The organism is Microbispora sp. NPDC046933, assembly GCF_040644635.1.
Taxonomy (GTDB): Bacteria; Actinomycetota; Actinomycetes; order Streptosporangiales; family Streptosporangiaceae; genus Microbispora.
Genome location: NZ_JBEYWW010000005.1, coordinates 235,017 through 257,082 on the forward strand (window position 1 = coordinate 235,017; position 22,066 = coordinate 257,082).

At 72.8% G+C, this 22,066-nt stretch carries 17 protein-coding genes and 2 tRNA genes; 5 read left to right on the forward strand and 14 right to left on the reverse strand.

The window, feature by feature from the left end; translation table 11 throughout:
* Window positions 1-17: 17 nt before the first annotated feature.
* Complete coding sequence (locus ABZ857_RS09010; RefSeq protein ID WP_357039921.1) at window positions 18-923, forward strand: D-isomer specific 2-hydroxyacid dehydrogenase family protein; 906 nt, start codon at window positions 18-20, stop codon at window positions 921-923.
* A 17-nt stretch (window positions 924-940) separates the two neighbouring features.
* Here the strand turns inward: ABZ857_RS09010 and ABZ857_RS09015 are convergent, their stop codons facing one another.
* From ABZ857_RS09015 to ABZ857_RS09035, 5 genes are read right to left on the reverse strand one after another with little or no spacing between them, the layout of a single operon-like run.
* Window positions 941-1,747: an SDR family NAD(P)-dependent oxidoreductase gene (locus ABZ857_RS09015; protein ID WP_357039924.1), complete on the reverse strand. Its 807-nt coding sequence runs from the start codon at window positions 1,745-1,747 to the stop codon at window positions 941-943.
* 9 nt (window positions 1,748-1,756) lie between these two features.
* A complete protein-coding gene (locus ABZ857_RS09020) occupies window positions 1,757-2,668 on the reverse strand; it encodes a transporter substrate-binding domain-containing protein (protein WP_357039927.1) in 912 nt (303 codons plus the stop codon).
* A 43-nt stretch (window positions 2,669-2,711) separates the two neighbouring features.
* Window positions 2,712-3,476, reverse strand: coding sequence for an amino acid ABC transporter ATP-binding protein (locus ABZ857_RS09025; RefSeq protein WP_357039930.1), 765 nt, complete (start codon window positions 3,474-3,476; stop codon window positions 2,712-2,714).
* Entirely contained in the window at window positions 3,473-4,402 is a 930-nt protein-coding gene (locus ABZ857_RS09030) for an amino acid ABC transporter permease (protein WP_357039933.1), read from the reverse strand. The genes ABZ857_RS09025 and ABZ857_RS09030 overlap by 4 nt, the downstream gene beginning before the upstream one ends.
* Window positions 4,403-4,453: 51 nt before the next feature.
* A complete protein-coding gene (locus tag ABZ857_RS09035) occupies window positions 4,454-5,236 on the reverse strand; it encodes an FCD domain-containing protein (protein WP_357039936.1) in 783 nt (260 codons plus the stop codon).
* A gap of 943 nt (window positions 5,237-6,179) precedes the next feature.
* On the opposite strand from ABZ857_RS09035, the gene ABZ857_RS09040 reads away from it, so the two are divergent.
* The 3 genes from ABZ857_RS09040 to ABZ857_RS09050 all read left to right on the forward strand — a co-directional run bounded on the left by ABZ857_RS09040 (window position 6,180) and on the right by ABZ857_RS09050 (window position 9,267).
* A tRNA-OTHER gene (locus ABZ857_RS09040) sits at window positions 6,180-6,244 on the forward strand.
* 85 nt (window positions 6,245-6,329) lie between these two features.
* Window positions 6,330-6,401, forward strand: a tRNA-Ser gene (locus ABZ857_RS09045).
* Window positions 6,402-6,513: 112 nt separating this feature from the next.
* A complete protein-coding gene (locus ABZ857_RS09050; RefSeq protein WP_357039939.1) occupies window positions 6,514-9,267 on the forward strand; it encodes an LAGLIDADG family homing endonuclease in 2,754 nt (917 codons plus the stop codon).
* Window positions 9,268-9,357: 90 nt separating this feature from the next.
* On the opposite strand, the gene ABZ857_RS09055 is transcribed toward ABZ857_RS09050, so the two are convergent.
* Window positions 9,358-10,569: an MFS transporter gene (locus tag ABZ857_RS09055; RefSeq protein ID WP_357039942.1), complete on the reverse strand. Its 1,212-nt coding sequence runs from the start codon at window positions 10,567-10,569 to the stop codon at window positions 9,358-9,360.
* Between the two features lie 137 nt (window positions 10,570-10,706).
* Here ABZ857_RS09055 and ABZ857_RS09060 point away from each other — a divergent pair, with 137 nt between their 5' ends.
* Window positions 10,707-11,645, forward strand: a complete 939-nt coding sequence (locus tag ABZ857_RS09060) for an AsnC family transcriptional regulator (protein ID WP_357039945.1) — start codon at window positions 10,707-10,709, stop codon at window positions 11,643-11,645.
* Window positions 11,646-11,728: 83 nt separating this feature from the next.
* Here ABZ857_RS09060 and ABZ857_RS09065 read toward each other — a convergent pair whose 3' ends face one another.
* From ABZ857_RS09065 to ABZ857_RS09100, 8 genes are all read right to left on the reverse strand, one after another.
* Window positions 11,729-12,985, reverse strand: a complete 1,257-nt coding sequence (locus ABZ857_RS09065) for an MFS transporter (protein WP_357039947.1) — start codon at window positions 12,983-12,985, stop codon at window positions 11,729-11,731.
* Between the two features lie 6 nt (window positions 12,986-12,991).
* A complete protein-coding gene (locus tag ABZ857_RS09070) occupies window positions 12,992-14,587 on the reverse strand; it encodes a hypothetical protein (protein ID WP_357039950.1) in 1,596 nt (531 codons plus the stop codon).
* A gap of 122 nt (window positions 14,588-14,709) precedes the next feature.
* Window positions 14,710-15,837, reverse strand: a complete 1,128-nt coding sequence (locus ABZ857_RS09075) for an ABC transporter ATP-binding protein (protein ID WP_357039952.1) — start codon at window positions 15,835-15,837, stop codon at window positions 14,710-14,712.
* A complete protein-coding gene (locus tag ABZ857_RS09080; protein ID WP_357039955.1) occupies window positions 15,834-16,625 on the reverse strand; it encodes an ABC transporter permease in 792 nt (263 codons plus the stop codon). The genes ABZ857_RS09075 and ABZ857_RS09080 overlap by 4 nt, the downstream gene beginning before the upstream one ends.
* On the reverse strand, window positions 16,622-17,593 hold the full coding sequence (locus ABZ857_RS09085) for an ABC transporter permease (protein ID WP_357039958.1): 972 nt from the start codon (window positions 17,591-17,593) through the stop codon (window positions 16,622-16,624). Before ABZ857_RS09085 ends, ABZ857_RS09080 begins: the two co-directional genes overlap by 4 nt.
* Before the next feature lie 108 nt (window positions 17,594-17,701).
* Window positions 17,702-18,772, reverse strand: a complete 1,071-nt coding sequence (locus ABZ857_RS09090) for an extracellular solute-binding protein (protein ID WP_357039961.1) — start codon at window positions 18,770-18,772, stop codon at window positions 17,702-17,704.
* A 120-nt stretch (window positions 18,773-18,892) separates the two neighbouring features.
* A complete protein-coding gene (locus tag ABZ857_RS09095; protein WP_357039964.1) occupies window positions 18,893-20,320 on the reverse strand; it encodes an aminobutyraldehyde dehydrogenase in 1,428 nt (475 codons plus the stop codon).
* Window positions 20,317-22,008: a thiamine pyrophosphate-binding protein gene (locus ABZ857_RS09100; RefSeq protein ID WP_357039967.1), complete on the reverse strand. Its 1,692-nt coding sequence runs from the start codon at window positions 22,006-22,008 to the stop codon at window positions 20,317-20,319. Before ABZ857_RS09100 ends, ABZ857_RS09095 begins: the two co-directional genes overlap by 4 nt.
* Window positions 22,009-22,066: the final 58 nt, after the last annotated feature.

A 22,066-nucleotide genomic window follows, 5' to 3' on the forward strand; every position in this document is an offset into this window, starting at 1 on the left:
CAGGAAAGGACAGGCGCGTGCTCACCGTCTGCGTAGCCCCGGCGGACCCACCGTTGATCGTCGAGTCGGTTCGCGCCGCGGGCGGCGAGGTCGTCGCCGACCCCCGCCGGGCGGAGGCGCTGGTCTGGACCGACTCGCGGCCCGAGGGCGTGCGGGAGTACCTGACGCCGAGCGTGCGCTGGGTGCAGCTGCCCTCCGCCGGAGTCGAGCGCTGGACGCGGGAGGGCCTCGTCGACGCCACGCGCGTCTGGTGCTCGGCGGCGGGGGCCTACGCCCCGCAGGTCGCCGAGCACGCCCTCGCCCTGCTGCTGGCCGGGGTGCACGGGCTGCCCGCCGCCGCCCGGCGCCGTACGTGGCGGCGGGAGCAGCCCGGCACGCTGCGCGGGAGCACGGTGGCCGTCGTCGGCGCGGGCGGGATCGGCCGGGCGGTCATCCCCGGGCTGCGCGCGCTCGGCGCGGACGTCCTCGCGGTCAACCGCTCCGGCGAGCCCGTCGAGGGCGCGGTGGAGACCGTGCCGTTCGAGAGCCTGGCCGCCGTCTGGCCGCGGGCCGACCACGCCGTCCTGGCCGCGCCCGCCACCCCGGAGACGTACCGGATGGTCGGGCGCGACGAGCTGCGCGCACTGGGCCCGCACGCGTGGCTGGTCAACGTGGCCCGGGGCGAGCTCGTCGACACCGACGCCCTGCTCGCCGCGCTGCGCGCGGGCGAGATCGGCGGCGCCGCCCTCGACGTCACCGACCCCGAGCCGCTGCCGGACGGGCACGGCCTGTGGGCCGAGCCGAACGTCCTGATCACCTCGCACAGCGCCAACCCGCAGACCCGCCTCACCGAGAGCCTCGCCGAGCGGGTGCGCGAGAACGTCGCCCGCTACCTGCGCGGGGAGCCGCTGCTGGGCCGGATCGACCCGGCCAGAGGCTACTGAGGCGGCTGCCGGGCGGGTCACTTGGGCACGACGGTGGCCAGGCCGGCGGGCTGCGCGGCCATCGCGCCGCCGTCGACGAGCAGCTCGGCCCCGGTGATGAAGGACGCCGCCGGCGAGGCGAGGAACAACGCGAGGTCGGCCACCTCCTCGGCCCGGCCGATCCGGCCGAGCGGCCGTACGGCGCCCCAGCGCCGGATGGCGTCCTCCGCGTCGCCGGACAGCTCGGCCTCGGCCCGCAGCGCGGGCGTGTCGATCGCCCCGGGAAGCAGCGAGTTGACCCGGATCCCGTGCGGCGCGGCCTCCAGCGCGAGCGCCCGCATCAGGCCGCCGACGCCGGCCTTGGCCGCGGCGTACGCGCTGGTCTCCGCCATGGTCCGATAGCCGTGCGGCGACCCGGTGAACAGGATGACCCCGGACCGCCGGGGGCGCATGGCGAGGAAGGCCCTGCGGGCGACCAGGAACGCGCCGGTCAGGTCGATGTCGAGCACCCTGCGCCACTCGTCGGGCTCGGTGGTGGAGACGGGCTTGATCCAGCCGATGCCCGCGTTGCAGTAGGCGACGTCGATCCGGCCGTCCTCGGCCAGGACCGCGCCGACCGCGCGCTCGACGTCCGCGTCGCCGGTCACGTCGCAGCGCAGGAAGCGGGCCCGCCCGCCGCCGGACACGATGTCCGCCGCCAGCGCCTCGCCCCGGCCGGCGTCGACGTCGAGCACCCAGACGGAGGCGCCCGCGGCGGCGAAGGCCGTCGCGCTCGCGGCGCCGATGCCGCTGGCGGCACCCGTGATCACGACGGTCTGGCCGCTGAAGTCGTGCGTGATGGTCATGGAACGCTCCTACTTCCCGCCGTTGATCGTCGCCTCGTCCACCGCGGCGGCGGACAGGTTCCACTTCGCCAGGATCTTCTGGTAGACCCCGGTCTTGATCAGCTCGTTGAGCCCCGCCTGGATGGCCTTGCCGAGCTGTTCGTCGTCCTTGCCGAAGACCACGCCGTACGGCGCCCGATCGAACGGCTCGCCCGCCGTGGGCGCCCACACGCCGGGTTCCACCTTCATCTGGTACGCCTGCGGTTCCAGGCCGGTCAGGTTGGCGACGGCCCTGCCCTGCTTGACCTGGATGAGCTGCTCGGCGGCGGACACCGCGCCGAGAGACTTGATGGGCTGCCTGCCGGCGCAGTGGTCGGCCGACAGCTTCTCGATGACGCTGAAGTAGCTGGTGCCGTTCGCCGCGACCACGGTCTTGCCGCACAGGTCGGCGACGCTCCTGAACGAGGGCGCCTGCGCGGCCGTCGTGATGAACTGGTCGCCGGTGAGGAAGTAGTCGACGAAACTCACCGACGCCTGGCGCTCCTTCAGGTCCTTCACCGCCGACATCACGATGTCGGTGCGCTTGGTCTGCACGGAGGGGATGAGCTGGGTGAAGTCGTTGACGACCGAGGTCTTGACCTGCACGCCCAGCACCTCGCCCAGGGCCTGGACGAGGTCGACGTCCACGCCCATCAGCGGGCCGCCCGAGGCCTCGGTGTACTCCATCGGGGCGTTCGGCGACTGCACGGTGTTGACGAGGTATCCGCGGTCCCTGATCTTCTGGGGCAGCATCGCGTGGATTTCGGGGTTCGCCGTGCCGGCGGGCACGCTCTGGGTGGGCGCGGCCGCCGTGGTCGTGCCGGCGGTCTCCGGGCTCCCGCAGCCCGCGGTGAGGGCGAGCACCGCCCCCGCGAGCAGGCCGGCGATCGTCTTGTTGCTCATGTCGGGAACTCCATCTCTGGCTGGGGGTCGTGAGGAGCCGAAGTCATCGGAAGACGCTGGAGACGAAGGCGCGGGTCCGCTCGTGCCGGGGCCGGGCGAGCACCTCGCCGGGCGGCCCCGCCTCGACGATCACGCCGTCCTCCATGAAGAGCACCTGGCTGGCGACCTCGCGGGCGAAGCGCAGCTCGTGGGTGACGACCAGCATGGTCATCCCCTGCTCGGCCACAGCGCGCATGACGCCCAGCACCTCGCCCACGAGCTCGGGGTCCAGGGCCGAGGTGGGCTCGTCGAACAGCAGCACCTTCGGCTCCATCGCCAGGGCCCTGGCGATGGCCACCCGCTGCTGCTGGCCGCCCGACAGATGGCGGGCGTAGGAGTCCCGCTTGCCGGCCAGGCCGACCCGCTCCAGCGCGCCGACCGCCAGCTCGCGGGCCTCCGCCTTGCCGAGCCCGCGCAGCCTCCGGGGCGCGAGGGCGATGTTCTCGGCCGCCGTGAGGTGGGGGAACAGGTTGAACCGCTGGAACACCATGCCGACGTCGCGGCGCTGCCGTTCGATGTCGCGCTCGCGGCGTTCGACGAGCCGCCCGCCCCGGTCCTCGTAGCCGATCAGCTCGCCGTCGACGAGGATCCGCCCGGCGTCGGGCTTCTCCAGGTGGTTGACGCAGCGGAGCAGGGTGCTCTTGCCCGATCCGCTGCGCCCGATCAGGCAGACCACCTCCGACCGCTCGCAGGAGGCGCTGACCCCGCGCAGGACCCGCAGGCCGCCGAACGACTTGTGGACGTTCTCGATCCGCACCATCGCGCTCATCGCGCACCCCTCCTCAGCCTGGCCAGCGCCGCGGTGACGATCCGGTCGGCCGCGCTGCGGCGCCGTACGGCCGAACGGTGGAAGCGGCGTTCCAGGTAGTACTGGCCGACGCTGGTGACGGACGTGGCGACCAGGTACCAGAAGGCGGCCACGATCAGCAGCTCCATGACCTTGCCGTTGACGTAGTAGATCTGCTGGGCGTTGGTCAGGATCTCGGTGTAGGAGATGGTGGCGGCCAGCGACGAGGTCTTCAGCATGCCGATCGCCTCGTTCCCGATGGGCGGGATGATCGCCGGCATCGCCTGCGGGAGCACCACCTTGACCAGCGCCGTCCTCCGGGACAGGCCCAGGGCGGACGCCGCCTCCGTCTGGCCGGAGTCCACCGAGAGGATGCCGCCCCTGATCACCTCGGTCAGGTACGCGCCCTCGTTGATCCCCAGGCCGAGCAGCGCGGCGACGAACGGCGTGACGACGTCGATCGTCTGGGCCTGGAACAGGCCGGGGACGCCCAGGGTCGGGAAGATCAGGCTGAGGTTGAACCACATCATCAGCTGCAGCAGGACCGGCGTGCCCCGGAACAGCCACACGTACAGCCAGGCGATGGTGGACACCACGGGGTTGGCCGACAGGCGCATCACCGCGAAGCAGGTGCCGAGCGCGATGCCGATCATCATGGCGAGCACCGAGATCAGGATCGTCTGCGCGAAGCCCGACAGGATCTTCTGCGCGGTGAGGAACCCCCGGACCACACCCCAGTCGATCTGGCCCCGGGCGAAGGACAGGACGAGGAAGCCCAGGACGACCAGGACGAGCGCGCCGGTCACCCATCGCATCGGATGGGAGCGCGCGTGCAGCCGGTCCTCCGGTGGGATCTCGGCCGGAGAGTCGAGATGGACGGCCGGAGCGGAGGACGTTGACGATCCCATCTCCTATCACCTTCTTCTTCGTGCGATCGGTGGGCGGGAGCCCGTGGTGCCTCAGAGCGTGAGCTCGATCAGGCGTTTGACGACCTCGGCGCCGCGGTCCGTCGCGGCGCGCTCGGCCTCCTCGATGAGCCGGTTGACGTGCGCGAGCATCGTCCGCTCCGCCTCGTCGGGGTCGCCCGCGCGGATGGCCGCCAGGACGTCGGTGTGCTCGGGGGCGGACTGGGCGAAGGTGCCGTGGCCGCCGGTGATGACGTCCAGCACCAGCTCCAGGGGCTCCAGCGACTCGTCGAGCACGACCTCGCCGATCGCCTGGAGCAGCCGGTTGCGGGAGATGCGGAAGATCTCCCGGTGGAAGCGCATGCCGCACAGGCGGGCGTCGCCGCCGAGGTCGAGCGCCTCGCGGTGCCCGCTCACCAGCTCTTCGAGCCGTTCGATGTCCTCCGGGGTGGCCCGCGTCGCGGCCCACCGGGCGGCCTCGCGCTCCACGCCGCGCCGGGCGTACAGCAGGTCGAGCAGCTGACGCGCGTTCTGGATGTCCAGCGCCTGGTGCAGTCCCTTCGCCTGGCGGCGGGTACGCCGGGTGAACTGGGCCAGGCGGCGGCCCGCGTCCGTGACCGTGCGGCCCTTGCGTCCCGAGGAGACGGTCAGCCCCAGCTCGTCCAGCCGGGCCAGCAGGCGGGAGGTGCTGGCCTCGCTGAGCGCGATGCCGCTGTCGCCCAGGCGGCGTGTCGCGATGCGCGCGCCGACGGGGTCGGCCGACTCGGCGACGATGTCGAGCAGCAGCAGCTCCTGATGGGACAGGTGGGAGGAGATCGGATTGGGGACGTCGCTCACTGGTCAGGGATCCATTCGAACGGGCTCGGCGGACCGGAATCGCGAGCACCGGAGACTCGCGGCACGGGAACGTCGATCGCCAAGCTGACATGTACGTCAAATATGACTGATAACCCTCGCCCTTCGCGGAGCTATGCGGTTACATGAGGAAGAGTCCACCGGTGTGAGATGACCTGTCTAGATACATCCTGTTAAGAATTGGTAACGTCCATCAAGTTTGAGGGACGTTAGTCGAATGCCGGTGCTGCGGGCGATCATCCTCTATCTGGTGGTGCCGGCCCTGTTCACCGAGATCGCCGACGCGGTGACGGGCGAGGCGTGGGAGACGGTCCTCCACGGCCTGAGCGGGGCACGGAGCGGCTTTCCCTGGTGGCTGGAGGTCGCGGGCCTACGGCCCGTCCGTCCTCGGGGCGCTGCCGGCCGTGCTGCTGCACCGCAGGCTCGGCGCCTTCCGCCTGGCCTGGTGGGCCCTGCTCGCGAGCGCGCCGTTCACTTCACCCGACTCGGATCATGGGTGAAATGGATCCGCATCGGCAGAAGAGGCGAGCGGAAATTGCTCAAGTATCGAATGACGCATCCTGAAGAATGGCGCCTTCCCCTCCGGCCGGCCGGATGCCTGTACCGGACGCAAAAGGCGCGGGAGATCCGTGACGGCGGAAAAGTACGGCTCCGGGCGTCCAGGCTCCACCACCCGGGGAGAGGGCACGCCGCGTCTGCCGCTCGGTCCCTCCAGGTTCATTGCCGGTTGTATCAACCGTCGTAGTCATCTCGTTACCCTGACCGTCTTCCAGCGCCGCCCGTCCAAAAAAAACGGGCTGCGAACCGGGGCGCGGCAGGGTTACGCTCCTGGCGTTCCAGGTGCGAAGGCCCCGGCTACTTCTTCAGGTGAATTACGCCGGCGCCGTCCCCGGCCTCTGGAGCACACAACTTGATATGCACCTCCCGGTGCGAAGGCAACGGTTACTTCCTCTTCCGAAGGAGCAACGCGGGTTCGAATCCCGCCGCCGACTCGTTCGGCGTCGTCCAGCGGCCCAGGACACTTACGTATTTCCGTCGCCGAATCTGATCTCGGGAGGAACACAACTTCAGAGCGTGCCCGGTGCGCAGGCAACGGTTACTTCGATTCGAGATCGAGTGGTCGCAGGTTCGAGTCCTGTCCGGTCGGCGAATCCGGCCGGTAGCTCAGATGGCAGAGCACTTACGTGCCGTCGCCGACCTTGATCTCGGGCACGGTCTCTGGACGCGGGCTCCTCCCATCACGGAAGGGGCCCGTTCTCATGTCCAAGTTCAACCGCAGCACAACCCAGGCCGCGACGACCAGCCCGGTCATCACCGAGACGACGCCGACCGGGCGCACGTACGAGGGCGCCCCCGGATACATCCGCGACGCCAAGTCCGAGCTGTTCCTCCTGGCGGTCTCGAACATGGTCGGTGAGGACACCTTCTACGAGAAGGCCGGTGACCGCGACGAGCGCTTCCGCGCCCTCGTCCACCAGGTCGCGGTCGAGGACGGCGACTGGGTGGCCCGCTTCCTGCCGTGGCTGCGCGGCGAGGCGAACATGCGCTCCGCACCGATCGTGGCCGCGTTGGAGGCGGTCAAGGCGCGGCTGGCGGCCGGGCTGCAGGGCGGCAACCGCGAACTGGTCGCGTCCGTGCTGCAGCGCGCGGACGAGCCCGGTGAGGCACTCGCGTACTGGACGTCCCGGTACGGCCGAGCCGTCCCGAAGCCGGTGAAGCGCGGCATCGCCGATGCCGTCCAGCGGCTCTACACGGAGCGATCCCTGGCCAAGTACGACAGCGGCGCCCGCGGCTTCCGCTTCGGCGACGTCATCGACCTCGTCCACCCCACCCCGGCCGGCGACAAGCGGCTCTGGCAGGGCGATCTGTTCGCCCACGCGCTCGACCGGCGCCACAACCGCGACAAGCCCATCCCGGCGTCGCTGCGGATGCTCCGCGCCCGCGCCGAGTTGCTCGCCCTCCCTCTGGAGGAGCGGCGTGCGGTGCTGACCGTTCCGGAGCGGCTCGCCGCGGCGGGCATGACGTGGGAGGCGCTCGCCGGCTGGCTCCAGGGGCCGATGGACGCGCAGGCGTGGTCCGCCGTGATCCCCTCGATGGGCTACATGGCCTGCCTCGCCGAAGGCACCCCGGTATGGCTCCCCGACGGCACCACCGCGCCCATCGAGGACGTCGTGACGAGCCGACTGCCCGTCTTGTCCTATGACAAGGCGTGGGACGCGCGCCCTGTCACTTATGGCCCGAACCAGCCTCCCAGAGACAGGAGCGTCGGCAGCCTCGTCCCCACGACCCCGGTCGCCTGGCTCGACAACGGCATCCGCCCCGTGGCGGCCATCCGCTTCGTCTCCGGCAGGGTCATCGAGGCTACCCACGACCACCGGTGGATCACCCGCCGGCAGACGGGACGCCAGGCGTGGGAGTGGAAGACCACGAGCGACCTCCAGGTCGGCGATCAGGTCCCCATCCCGCTGACCGCGTCGTACTTCGGCGGAAAGGGTGACGCGTGGGACGGCTACTTCATCGGTGCCATGCTCGGCGGCGGCGGAATGACGGGGACCACACCGGAGTTCCGCGGAGATCCGGACGACGGCGCGGTCGCCTTCATCCGGGAGTACGCGGCCAAGCTGGGCTGTGATGTCACCGAGATCCCCATGCCGGGCTGCGTGCGGCTCCGGCTGACCGGCCCGCGCCACAAGCGCAACGCGGCGATCGACGTCCTACGCGAGTACGGCGTGTGGGGCAAGCGCGCCGAGGCCAAGGCCCTACCCAACGAGCCTTTCAGCCGTGAGTTCTGGATCGGCGCTCTGTCCGGCCTCTTCGACACCGACGGCCGTGTCCGCGAGAGACGAAACGCCAAAGGTGCTCCGCACGGGTCGGTGGAGTTCGGCGTAGTGTCCCGCAGGCTGGCCGAGCAGGTCGCCGACGCCATGCTTCGCCTCGGCGTGCCGAGTGTTCTCCGCGAGCGGGCGGTCCCCGCCCGTAAGCAGGGTGTGATCACCGGCAGGCTTCCACTCCATGTCGTCGAGGTCGGCGGGGCTTCCGCTCTGGTGCGCCTGGCCGAGCTGCTTGATCTCCGAGTCGGGCATAAGGCCGCCAAGCTGCGCTCTCTCGCCGAGAGGCCGGCTCACGTGCAACCCGCTGCCGGCGAGATGCACGGCCATGATCCGGCGGTCGCCATCGACCGGGTGGCGGCGATCGAGAGCGTGGGAGAGAAGCCCACCTACTGCGTGACCGTCGAGCCGTCGAACCTGTTCGTGGCCAACGGCGTCATCACGGGTAACTGCCTGCGGAACCTGCGGAACTTCGACGAGGCCGGAGTGTCCGACGAGGTCGCCGAGAAGGTCGCCGCGCGGCTGGCCGACCCCGAGCAGGTCGCCCGCTCGCGGCAGCTGCCGTTCCGTTTCTACTCGGCCTACCGGTCGGCACCGTCCCTGCGCTGGGGGCACGCGCTGGACAAGGCGCTGACACTGGCCACCCGGAACGTGCCGTCGTTCAAGGGGCGCACGCTCGTGCTCGTCGACACGTCGGCTTCCATGTCGTTCGGCACGGTCTCCGCGCGGTCGACGGTCACGCCCGTCCAGGCCGCGGCACTGTTCGGCATCACCCTGGCCGCGCGCGGCGACCAGGTAGACCTCGTCGGCTTCGCCGACGGCACCTTCCGGCACGAGATCCGGCCGGGAGCGTCGGTACTGCGCGAGGTCGAGCGGTTCTGCACCCGAGTAGGCGAGGTCGGCCACGGCACACAGATCGCCGACGCGCTGCGCGGCTCCTGGAAGGGGCACGACCGGGCCGTGATCCTCTCGGACATGCAGACCATGACCGGCTACTACGCGAGTGGGGTCACGTCGGCGGTTCCGGCGAGCGTGCCGCTGTACGGGTTCAACCTCGCGGGCTACAAGGCCGCGGCGATGCCGACCGGCTCGGGCAACCGCCACGAGTTCGGCGGATTCTCCGACGCGTGCTTCCGGCTGATCCCGCTGCTGGAGGCCGGCGACTCCGCCGGCTGGCCGTTCTGAGCACCGCACCGCCCCGCCTGCCTTGGCGTCAGGCGAGGCGGTGCCGCCCGCCTGCGGCTTGCCGGCCATCGCGTGGGCCGTACGAGACCGTCAACGACTCCGGCGGACGCGCCGCAGGAGCAGCACGGCGGCGAGGACCAGCGCCAGCAGCAGGAAGGCGGCGGACGAGAGCAGCCCCACGGCGGCCGGGTCCAGCCTGCCGTCCAGCGCACCCGCGAGGAAGTACCCGCATGAGCCGCCGGCGACGGAGGCGGACCCGAAGTAGGAAAACGCCTCGGCCCTGCGGCGCAGGCCCATACGTCCCTCGATCTCGGTCGCCATCAGGCCGTTGAGCGGCACCATGAACAGCCCGGCGGCGAACAGCCCGGCGGCGTACCCGAGGGGGCCGCCGGCGAGCCCGGGCGGCACGGCCAGCGCGGCGGAGGCGAGCAGCATGGCCAGCGTGACCGGCAGGGCGCGGTGGCGGGCCGGCGGCCACGCGCTCACCACGACCCCACCCAGGCAGGCCCCGGCGGGCAGGGCCGCGGTGAACCAGCCGGAGGCGCCCGAGTCGAGGCCGTACTGCGCCATGCGCTGCGGGACGTTGGCCATGAGCAGCCCGTACGCCAGGCCGACCCACAGCACCAGGGCCGAGACGAGCTGCGTGTCGCGCGGCGGGAGGAGGCTGTCCGGACGCCGGGGCGCCGGCGGCAGCGGCGGGACGGCCCGCATGAGCCAGGCGCCCAGCAGCGACAGCGCCGCCATCCCGGCGAGCGCGGCGACGGCCCCGCCCGCCACCACGAGCACGCTGACCAGGATCGGGCCGACCACCGAGCACAGCTCGACGAGCAGGGACTCGGCGAAGTGGGCGCGGCGGAGCTGGACGGCGGGGACCGTCACGACGAGCAGGGCCCGCATGCCGCCCCACATCCCCGCCGTCGCCAGCCCGAGGCCTGCGGACAGGACGTACAACGCCCAGGCCGGCGCCCCCAGCTCGGCGGCCACGACCAGGCCCAGGGTGACGATGCCGGACAGGGCCACCGTCACCCTCATGGCGCGGCGCAGCTCCAGACGGTCGAGCAGACGGCCGAAGATCGGGCCGGGCGGCCCCGAGCAGAGGCTGAGCACCCCGGCCAGCAGCGCGCCCTCCGCCAGCGAGCCGTTGACCCGCTCGCCCACGAGCATCATCACCAGCCCCGCCATGGAGGTGGGCAGCCGGGCCAGCAGGGAGCCGAGGAGCCAGTGCCGCCAGGGACGGTGCGTCAGCAGCCCGACGGGGCCCGGGCGGACCTCCGGCGACGACGGAGGGTTGTCTGTTCGCATTTTCACCGTTTCCGCGGAGTTGATCGTGGATATTTGCCGCTTCGCTCCCGTACGCACGCGTTAATGGCCGTAGGGGGTCTGTGCCAGACTGTCCGGGAGGGCCGTCGCGGGCGGTGGCGGGAACGGGAAGCGGATCCTTGACGCAGCGATACGAACTGGACGCGCAGGACCAGGCGATCATCGACCTGCTGCGGGAGGACGGCCGGGCTCCGCTGGCGCGCATCGGAGAGCAGGTCGGCCTGTCCGCCGACGCGGTCCGGGCCCGCATGGCGCGGCTGGCCGGCGACGGCGTCCTGCGGGTGATCGGCCTGGTCGACCCGGCCGTCCTCGGCTACGACGTGCTCGCCACCGTCGGCCTGCGTTACCGCGGCCCCGTCGAGCGGCTGCGCGCCGCGCTCAACGCCCACCCCCAGGTCACCTTCGCCGCGCAGACGGTCGGCGCGTACGACGTGATGTGCGAGGTCGGCGCCCGCGACGACGCCGATCTCGCCGACGTCGTGCAGCGGATCGCCGACACGGTCGAGGGCGTGCGGGACTACGAGGTCTGGCGCCAGCTCGACGTGGCCAAGTGGGAGAGCCAGGGCAGGCCGCGGCGGTCCGGCCCGCCGGCGCCGAGGCGGCCGGACCTCGACGACCTCGACGTGGCACTGCTGCGCCTGCTCGTCGACAACCCCCGGGCCAGCTTCCGGGAGCTGGAGACCGGGCTCGGCGTCCCCTACTGGGCGGTGCGCAAGCGGGCCCAGGCGCTGTTCCGCGACGGCACGATCCAGGCGACGGCCATGGTCGACCGGGTGTCCACCGATCCCGTCACCATGGCCTCCGTCGGGATCACCCTGGGCGGCTCCCCCGACGCCGCCCTGGACGCCCTGGTCGCGCTTCCCGAACTGCCCATCGTCACGCTGACGGCCGGCCGCTTCCACGTCATGGCCGAGGCGGCCTGCGGCTCGGCGAGGGACCTGGCCGCGCTGATGCGCCGCATCCTGGCCGCGGACGGCGTGCGCGGCCTGACCGTGCTGACCTACGCGCGCGTCCTGGTGCTGCCCCGCCCGTGGCGGTTCGAGACGGCCACCGGCTGACGCGCCCGCCCGGCACCGACTGGCAAAGGTCCCGCTCACCGGGCCTGTCACTGGGCCTGTCACTGGGCCTGTCACTGGGCCTGTCACTGGGCCCGCGCCGGGGGTGCGGCCGGAGTGAGCGCCAGGACGCCGGCGAGCATCGCGGCGGAGACGCAGGCGCCGGCCAGGAACACGCCGCGGGGCCCGGACACGTCGAGCAGCGCTCCGAACACCACCGGCAGGACCAGCATGCCGGCGCCGTTGAGGTAGTTCGTCGCGGCCAGCCTCAGGCCGGTGCCGCCGGCGGCGCCCTGCGCGGTCGCGAGCAGGTTGGTGGCCCCGATGCCGGTGGCCCCGGCCAGCCCGTGCAGCACGGCGCCCGCGGCGACCCCGGCGAAGCCGTTCCCGGCGAGCCCCACGGCGGCCAGCCCGGCCGCCGCGCACACGCCGGACACCGCCACCGCGCCGCGCAGTCCCACGCGGACGACCACCCGGCCGAAGAAGGGTCCCGCGGCGACCGAGGTCAGGTCGCGGCACAGCAGCAGCGTCAGCACCAGCCCCGGCAGGCGCTCGGCGGGAACGTCGAGCGCGATCGGATAGAAGGAGTTGCCGAGCAGGACCACGGTGTTGAGGTTGAGGTTGATCAGCGACGACGCCTGCAAAGCGGGCTCGCGGCGCAGCATGCGCAGCGAGGCCGCGTAGCCGCCGAGGGCGCCGTCCGTGCCGGCCAGGACGGCGGGGTCGTCCCGGTCGGCCCGGCCCCGCACACGCCGCGCGAGCAGCGCGAAGGCCAGGGCCGGCAGCACGACCAGCCAGAGTCCCGGCCCCGCGGCGCCCTCGGTGCCGAGGCGCGCCAGCAGGGCGACCGACAGCGCCGCCGCCAGCGCGGCCGACAGGCGCTGCGCCGCGCCGTTGAGCCCCTGGGTCCGGTATCGGTCGCCGGACCTGGCGACCACCGCCAGCGTGGTGGTCACCACGGACCCCCTGGCCAGGCCGTACCCGAGCAGGGGCACCGCCCAGATCCACAGCGAGGACTGCGACGTGGCGGCGGCGAGCCCGGCCGCGCACCCGGCGAGGGCCAGGCCGCCGGCGAACAGCACGCGGCCGCGCCCGCGGCGGTCGGCGCGCAGCGCCGCCGGTGGGGCCATGACCACGCCCGCGCCCTGGGCGAGCGCGAGCAGCACGCCGATCAGCAGCCCGGACCCGGCGCCGCTCGCCTCCAGGCCGACCGGCAGCAGGATCTGCACCAGCGACTCGGTGAGGAACAGCGCGACGACCATCGCCACCGCGAGCGCGGTCCCGCTCGCCCCCGCCGCCTCACCCCGGTGCGGGTCGCGGCGGGGGCGGGAGAGCGTGCCCATGGACGGCTAGAGCTTCTCGCCGAAGTCCGTCGTGGTGGGCAGTTGCCACTCGAAGCCTCGGGCGGTGGTCACGTACTCGGGCCAGGGCAGCTCGACAGGTGGCGCGAAGTCGCGGGGCAGCAACGGGTCGCGCAACGCCTCGGGCGCGGCGTCGCGGTTGCGCTCGAACTCCTCCGTGGCCGCGGCCAGCAGCCCGGCGTCGTCGACGAGCCGCAGCGCGGTCGCGGCGATGACCTCGCCGGCGTAGCCCCACACCGGGTCGATCGCCGGGGCAAGGCCGTTCATGGCGTTGTTGGCCCAGTGGTTGAGGTCCTCGCCCACCACCCGCAGCAGCGGCTTGGCGGTGTAGAAGCGCACGGTGGGGGCGTGCCAGGTGTACTCGGTGCAGTCGTCGGCCCCGGTGCAGTCCTGCCACGGCGGGAGGGTGGCGCGGGTGGCCGCGTCGTGCTCGCGCGGGTCGGTGACCTGGTAAAGCATCGGCCGGAAGGGGTCGTCGGAGGGCTCGTGGCCGAGGGTGCGCTCCAGCTCGCGGGCGAACTCGTACGCCTCCGGCGCGAACCGGCGCGGGCCCAGCTCCAGCAGGTTCTCGTACGTCGCCTGCGCCATGACGTGGTTCTTCAGGCCCGGCCGGGTGCGGGTCACCCAGCGCATCGAGACCTCGCAGTTGGCCAGCCCGGCGACGTGCGTGGCGTTGCGCCTGAGGACCTCCAGGATCTGCTCCTGGACACCGATGAGGGGCGAGCGCCAGCTGAACTGGATCTGGGTGATCCGCGGCGGAAGGTTGTCGGCCGTCGCGTTGGCCGCGCCCAGGATCGCCTCGTTGAGCGACCACAGGCCGGTCCGGGGGAACATGTTCTCCTTGGCGTACTTGGTCGCCGTGAGCATCAGTCCCAGCGCGTCCAGCGCCCCCGGAGAGCGGACGCTGTTGTGCGCGCCCATGCCCGACCCCTCCAGCGGGTCGCCGCTGATCCACGGCGGGGCGTCGTCGCGCTGCGCCTCGAAGCACTGGAAGGTGAAGACCGCCGACCAGTACAGGCAGTTGTGGATGTCCCACACCGCGGTGTTCTCGAACAGGGGGTGGTAGCTGATCACCGCGTCGAGCCCGTCGTAGTAGCCCTTGGCGGCATGGACGGCCTTGGAACCGCACACCTTCTCGGCCGGCTCGCCGAACAGGTGGACGACCCCCCGGCCCCCGGTGCGCTCGATCGCCCGCTTGGTCGCGATCGCCCCGGCGAGGGCGCCGACGCCCAGGGCCGAGTGCGCGTCGGTGAAGCCGGGCGCCCACGGGTGGAGGCCGGGGCGCGGCTGCCGGTAGGGCACGGTGTCCTGGGAGTAGCCGGGTGAGGCGTCGTATTCGGCGTACATCCCGATGGCGGGGCCGCCGTCGCCCCACCGCGCGTGGAAGGCGGTCGGCATGCCGCCCGACCCCTCCTCCACCTCGAAGCCCTCGGCCTTCAGCAGGTCGACGTACGCCTGCGCCGACCGGTACTCCCGCCAGGCGGGCTCGGCGTACGACCAGATGAGGCGGTGGAACTCCGAGAGCTCCTTGCCGAGTTCATCCACCGCGGCGACTCCGGCGCGCTGGCGCTCGGTCAGTCCCATGTCGCTCCTCGTTTCTTCTCGGGGGTGTATCTCGGGGGTTTACGGGGTCAGGGGAGGTTTCCGGGCATGCCGGAGACGGGGGCGCCGCCGGGCGGCGCCCTCGTCGTGGGGGGGGAGCGCGGTCAGGCCGCGCCGGTGATGATGTGGCAGGAGCCGGGATCCCACTCCAGGACGACCTCGTCGCCCACGGAGCACGGCAGCGGGGCGCCGGACTCGCACCTGACCACCAGTTCGGCGCCGTCGGCGCCCTCGACCAGGACCTTGCGCGAGTCGCCCGCGTAGATGTCGGCGCTCACGACTCCGGGCACGCGGGAGACGGCCGCCGCCGGGGGCTCGGCCCCGGCGGGCCGGATGCGGATGGCCGACGGCCGCACCACGACGACCGCCTCCCGCTCCCCCGGCGTGTCGCCGGGCACGAGGACCCGCCCGTACGGCAGGGCCAGCACGGCCTGCGACCCTTCCCGCCGGACCCGGCCGCGGAACAGGTTGGACTCGCCCAGGAAGCGGGCGGCGACCTCGCTGTTGGGCAGCCCGTACAGCTCCTCGGGCGTGCCGTGCTGGACCAGCCGCCCGCCGGCGAGCAGCGCGATGTGGTCGCTCATCGTCAGCGCCTCCTCCTGGTCGTGGGTGACGTTGATGACGGTGAGCCCGAGTTCGCGGCTGAGCCCGCGGATCTCGATCTGCATGGCCTCGCGCAGCCGGCGGTCGAGGGCGCCGAGCGGCTCGTCCATCAGCAGCAGCGGCGGCCGGGCCACGATGGCCCGGGCCAGCGCCACCCGCTGCTGCTGCCCGCCGGACAGTTCCTTCGGGGAGCGCCCGCCGTACCCGCCGAGCTGCACCGCCTCGAGCGCCCGCTCGACCAGGGCCGCCCGGTCGCGGCGGCGCACCCGCCGCATCTCCAGGGGGAAGGCGACGTTGGCGGCGACCGACAGGTGCGGGAACAACGCGTAGTTCTGGAACACCATGCCGATCTCGCGGCGGTGCACCGGGACCTGGGAGATGTCGCGGCCGTCCACCACGACCCGGCCCTCGTCGGCGTCCACGAAGCCGGCGATGATCCGCAGGAGCGTGGTCTTGCCCGACCCGGAGGCGCCCAGCAGCGTGAGGAACTGACCGGGCTCGACGGTCAGCGACACGTCGTCGACGGCCCGCACGTCGCCGTACCTCTTGACGATGCCGGCCAGTTCGACCCTCGCCCCCGGCGAGCCCTCCCGGCCGGTCGGCCCGGCCTGGGTTGCCGTCTCGGTCACGTCCTTCTCCTAACCTTCTTCACCACGGCCGGCCCCACCAGGACCAGGGCGGCCATCAGCAGCGAGACGAGGGTGATCAGCGTCGCCACCGCCGAGATGGACGGCTCGACGCCGGAGCGCACCTGGCTCCACATCACGACGGGGAGGGTGCGGAACCGCGGCGTGTTCAGGAACAGGGCGACGACCACCTCGTCCCAGGAGGAGACGAACGCGAGCACGCCGCCGACCAGCGCGGCCGGGGCGACCAGGGGCAGCGTGATCCGCACGAGCGTCACCGTCTCGGTCGCGCCGGACACCCGCGCGGCCTCCTCGACGCGGCGGTCCACCCCGGTGAGCGCGGCCAGGACGTTGACGAACACGAACGGCAGGCCGAGCACCGCGTGGGCGATGCCCAGGCTGAGCGCGTTCCCCGACAGGCCGACCCGGACGTAGACCAGGTAGAAACCGATGCCGGCGACGACCAGCGGCACGGTCATCGGCAGCACGGCCAGGCCGGTGACGAGGGCGGGCGGCAGGAAGCGGCTGCGCGCCGCGGCGAAGGCGAGCGAGGTGCCCGCCGCCATCGCCAGCACCGCGGCCAGCAGCCCCACCTGCACGCTGTTGCCGAGCGCGGTGAGCCACTCGGGATCGGTGAGGACCTCCTGGAACCAGCGCGGGGAGAAGCCCTTCGGCGGGAAGGTCACCATCGAGCCGGAGGTCACCGAGGTCGCCGCGACGATCAACGTGGGCGCGACGAACAGCAGCGCGACGAGGCAGGCGAACAGGCGGACGCCGAGCCCGGCCCTCATCGCCGCCTCCCCATGCCGACGCCGAGGATCCTGCCCAGGCCGACGAACCGGGCGGCCAGCCCGAGGACCGCCAGCACCGCCAGGAACAGCAGGACCGCCATCGCCGCGCCGACGCCCGGCTTGAGGAACTGCTCGATCTGCTGCATGATCGCCTGCCCCACGTACACCTGGCGAGCGCCGCCGAGAAGCTGCGGCGTGATGTAGAAGCCCAGGGCGAGGACGAACACCAGGACGCCGCCGGCCACCGCTCCGGGCAGCGAAAGAGGCAGGGTGACCCGCGCGAACACCCGCCACGGCCGCGCCCCCATCACCCGCGCGGCCCGCTCGACGTCGGGGTCGATCGAGCGGAGCTGGGCGAACAACGCGAGCACGGCGTACGGCAGGAGGACGTGCACCATGCCGACGTAGACCGCGAACGGTGTCCTGATCATGTGGATCGGCGCGGACGTGAGGCCGAGCCAGTCACGCAGCGCGGTGTTCACGATGCCGGTGTCGTTCAGCACGATCTGCCAGGCGTAGGTGCGCACCAGCAGGCTGGTCCAGAAGGCCAGCATCAGCGCGACCATCAGGAAGGTGCGCATCGCCGCCCCGGACCTGGCCATCGCGTAGGCGTACGGGTATCCGATCAGCAGGCACAGAACGGTGACCGTCAGCGCCATCTCCAGGGTGTCCACCACGGAGCGCTGGTAGACGGAGCTGGTGAAGATCGCGGCGTAGTTCTCCGGTGAGGGATCGGTCAGGCTCTTGACCACCACCACGGCCATCGGGACGACGAACGCGGCGACGACGAAGGCCAGGCCGGGCAGTCCGGCGCCGCTCCAGAAGTCGGGCCGGGGGAGGCGCCCGGCGCGGGCCCTGCCCCCGCCGGGCCCGCCGCCGTGACCGGCCCGGCCGTCCGAGGCGGCCGCGGGACTCGCCTGCGTGCCGGGGGACGACGCGCGGGATGGGATCTGGGAAAGTGCGCTCACTGTGCTCCTCGTTTCGCTCTGCGCTTCGCTTGCGCGTTTCGCGTGCGAGCACGTTTCGCTCTCGGGCACGTTTCGCTCTCGGGCACGGTCAGGCCGCCGTCACGGTGGTCAGCCCGCCAGCCAGGCGGTGGTCTTCTCGATCGCCTTCTCCATGTTGGCGTTCCACCAGGCGGAGTCCATGACGATCGGGGCGTCCTCGCCCTCCAGCACGTGGGCGGTCGGGGCGTCGGCGGCGTACGCGCCGGAGGCCGTGGCCTTGGGGTTGGCCGGGCCGTACGGGATGTACTGGGTGATCTTCCCGTTGTTGGCCGCCGAGGCGATGTAGGCGATGAGCTTCATCGCGTTCGCCTTGTCGGGGGCGCCCTTCGGCACGAAGAGGTAGTCGCACAGGTAGATCTGCTGGCCCCAGGTGTTGTCGATCGGCTGGCCCTCGTCCTTGGCCAGCTTGACGCGCCCGTTGTAGCAGTTGCCCATCACGGCCTCGCCGGAGGAGACCAGGTTGATGCACTCCGCGGCGTCCTTGAAGACGATCAGGTCGTCCTTGATCGGCTCCAGCAGCTTCAGCGCGCGGTCGACGTCGAGCGGGTAGAGCTTGTCGCGGGGCACGCCGTTCGCCATCAGCGCCGCCTCCAGGATGCCCTGGAAGCCCGCGGTGCCGTCGATGGCCCGCTTGCCCGGATACTTCGCCGTGTCGAAGAAGGCGGCGTAGTTCCTGGGCGGGTTGGCCCCGAACTTGCCGGTGTTGTAGGCGAGCACGATCGAGAAGACGAACAGCGGCACGCCCTGCTTGTAGACCTTGAACGGCCCGTCCGCGTAGTCGCCACAGGAGACGACCGAGCAGTCGATGTCCTCCAGGCGCGGGTTGCCCTCCAGCCCGAAGTCGGCGCCGCCCTGGGCGATGTCCCAGGTTACGTTCTTGGCGTCGACCATCTGCTGGATCTTGGCGTACGTCACGGGGTTGTCCTGGACCACGCCGACGCCGCTCTCCTTGCCGAACGGGTCGAGCCACGCCTTGGCGATGGCCTCCTGGCCGGTGCCGCCGAAGCCGGCGTAGGTGACGGAACCGGCGTCGCCCGACGCGCCGGCGTCGCCGCTCCCGCTCCCTCCGCCGCAGGCGGCGGTGAGGGTGAGGGCCAGCGCCAGCGAGGTGACGGCCCACGAAGTGCGTGAAACCTTCACGTTCTCACTTACCTTTCCTTTTCTGGGTTGGTCGTCCGACCGGCCGGGCGCCGGCTCGCCGGCCCCCTCCCGCGGCCCGGCCCGGCCCGGCGGACGTGTCCGGTGCGCGGCGGCAGCCGCTCACCGCTCCCCGGTGAAGCTCATGACGTGCTTGACGCGCGTGTAGTCGTCGAACCCGTAGGCCGACATGTCCTTGCCGTAACCCGAGTGCTTGAAGCCCCCGTGCGGCATCTCGGAGACCAGCGTCATGTGGGTGTTGAGCCACACGGCCCCGAAGTCGAGGCGGGCGGCGACGCGCAGCGCGCGGGCGTTGTCCCGCGTCCACACGCTGGAGGCCAGGCCGTACGCCGTGTCGTTGGCGAGCGCCACGGCCTCCTCCTCGGCGGCGAAGGGCTGCACGGTCACCACGGGACCGAAGACCTCCTCGCGCACCACCTCGTCGGCCTGCCGCACGCCGGCGACGACGGTGGGGGCGAAGAAGTAGCCCGCGCCGCCCGCGCGGGCCCCGCCGGTCGTGACGGTGGCGTGCGCCGGGAGCCGTTCCACGAATCCGGACACCCGCCGGAGCTGGCTCGCGTTGTTGAGCGGGCCGATCGCGGCCTCCGGGTCGTCCGGCGGCCCGACGCGGACGGCCGCCGCGGCGGCGGTCAGCTCCGCCAGGAACTCGTCGTGCACGCTCTCGTGCACCAGCACCCGGGTGGCCGCGGTGCAGTCCTGGCCCGCGTTCGCGTACCCGGCCTCGGCGACCGTGCGGACGGCGACGTCCAGCTCGGCGTCCGGGAAGACCAGCACCGGCGCCTTGCCGCCGAGCTCCAGGTGGAGGCGCTTGAGCGACGCCGACGCGGCGACGGCCACCTCCGTCCCGGCCCTGACCGACCCGGTGATGGACACCATCTGCGGGATCTGGTGGGACACCAGGGCGCGCCCGGTGTCGCGGTCGCCGCACACCACGTTGACGACGCCGGGCGGCAGGATCCCGGCCGCGATCTCGGCGAGCAGCACCGTGGTGAGCGGCGTGGTGTCGCCGGGTTTCAGCACCACCGTGTTGCCCGCCGCCAGCGCCGGGGCGATCTTCCAGACCGCCATCATCAGCGGGTAGTTCCACGGCGTCACCTGGGCGCACACCCCCACCGGCTCGCGCCGGATCATCGAGGTGTGGTCGTCGAGGTACTCCCCCGCCGACCTGCCCTCCAGGAGGCGGGCGGCGCCGGCGAAGAACCGCAGCACGTCCACGCACTCGGCGACCTCGGCCCCCGACGCGGCGATCGGCTTGCCGGTGTTCGCCGACTCGGCCCGCGCCAGTTCCCCGGCCCGGGCGGCGACCGCGTCGGCCAGCCGCAGCAGCAGGTCCTGCCGGACGCGCGGCGTGGTCCGCCGCCACCCGGCGAAGGCCCGCCCGGCCGCCCGGCAGGCGGCGTCCACGTCCGCGGCGGCGGACAGCGGCGCGGTCGCGATCACCTTCTCGGTGCTCGGGTCCACCACGTCGGCCGCGCGCCCGTCGGCGGCGTCCCGCCACTGCCCGTCGATCAGGTTGCGTACGGCCCTCACGGTCCCACCTCCCAGACGATCACGGTCGGCCGTGCGGCCGTCAGCGCGGCGGCGGCCTGCTTGGCCGCCTCGGCGGCGCCCGTCACGCGGACGCCGTGGCAGCCCATCGCCTGGGCGAGCGCCGCGAAGTCGGGACGGGCCAGGTCCACCGCGTACGGCGCGATGTCGCGGTCGAGCATGTTCTGCCGGATCTCGCCGAAGCCGTGGTTGTCGAGGATCACCACCGGCAGCGGCAGCCCCAGCTCGGCGCCGGTGACCAGCTCCTGGGCGCTGAACATGAACGCGCCGTCGCCGAGCAGGGCCACCACCGGCCGCACCGGCTCCGCGAGCCGCGCCCCGATCGCCGCCGGCAGGCCGTACCCGAGGGTGGAGTAGCCGACCGGCACCAGGTAGCGGCGCGGCCCGGAGAGCGGCCAGAACGGCGCGGTGCCCAGGTAGGAGACCTGGGAGCTGTCGCCCACCACGACAACGTCGCCGGGCAGCTCGGCCCGCAGCGCGTCCTGCACCTCGCGCCACCGGCCGCCGCGCTCCGCGGCCTGCTCCAGACATCCGGCCCGGGCTTCGGCGGCCCGCCGTTCCCCGGCACGTTCCGTTCCGTCGAGGCCGGCCGGGCCGGCGGGCCCGGCGGGCACTGAGGGCACGGCGGGCACTGAGGGCACGGCGGGCACTGAGGGCACGGCGGGCACTGAGGGCACTGAGGGCACGGCGAGCCCGGCCGCCAGTGCGGCCAGCGCCTCCCCGGCGTCGGCGTGCACCGGCAGCGCGGCGCGGAGGTTCTTGTGGAGCTGGGCCGGGTCGAGGTCGATCCTGATGACGGCGCCGCGCGGCGCCAGGCGGTCCGGCAGTTCGGCGTCGCCGAGTTCGCTGCCGACCACGAGCAGGACGTCGGCGTCCTCCATCAGCCTCCTGGCGGCGGCGAAGCCGAGGAAGGGGCCGACGGCCAGCGGGTGGTCCTCGTCGAGCACGCCCTTGCCCGCGGTGGTGGTGACCACGGGCGCGCCGAGCGCCTCGGCGACGGCCCGCAGCGGCGCGGCGCCGCCCAGCGCGCCTCCCCCGGCGACGATCACGGGGGACCCGGCCCGCGAGAGCAGGCCGAGGGCCTCCGCCACCGCGGCCGGGGACGGCGCCGGCGGGTGCGGCGCGCGCCACGGACCCGGAACGTCGCCGTCCCAGGGCGCCTCCAGCACGTCAAGCGGCACCTCGATGTGCACAGGACGCGGGCGCTCGACCGCCCAGCGGGCGAAGGTCTCGTGGACGGCGTCGACGGCCTGCGCCGGGGTGCCGGGCCGGACGCTGCGCGCCACCGCGGCGTCGGCGGCGGCCCGCTGGTCCTTCATCTCGTGCAGCCACCCGTAGTCGGCGCGTTCGCGGCCGGTCGGCACTCCGGGTGACAGCACCAGGAGCGGGACGGAGTCGGCGTAGGCGGTGCCCATCGCGGCCATGGCGTTCATCAGGCCGGGCCCGCTGGTGGTGACGACGAGGCCCGGGCGGCCGGTGACGCGGGCGTACCCGTCCGCGGCGTATCCCGCGCCCTGCTCGTGCCGGGTCACCACGTGGCGGATCCCGCTCGCGGCCATGCCGCGGTACAGCTCCAGGTTGTGCGTGCCGGGGATGCCGAAGGCGAGGGCCGCCCCGTTGGCGGCGAGCGCCTCGGCCATGGCGGTCCCGGTCGTGCGTCGCGTGCTCATGCGTCCGGCTCCGTGAAGCCGTGACGGGCCGGGGTGGGGGTGTCGTGGTGCCATCGGC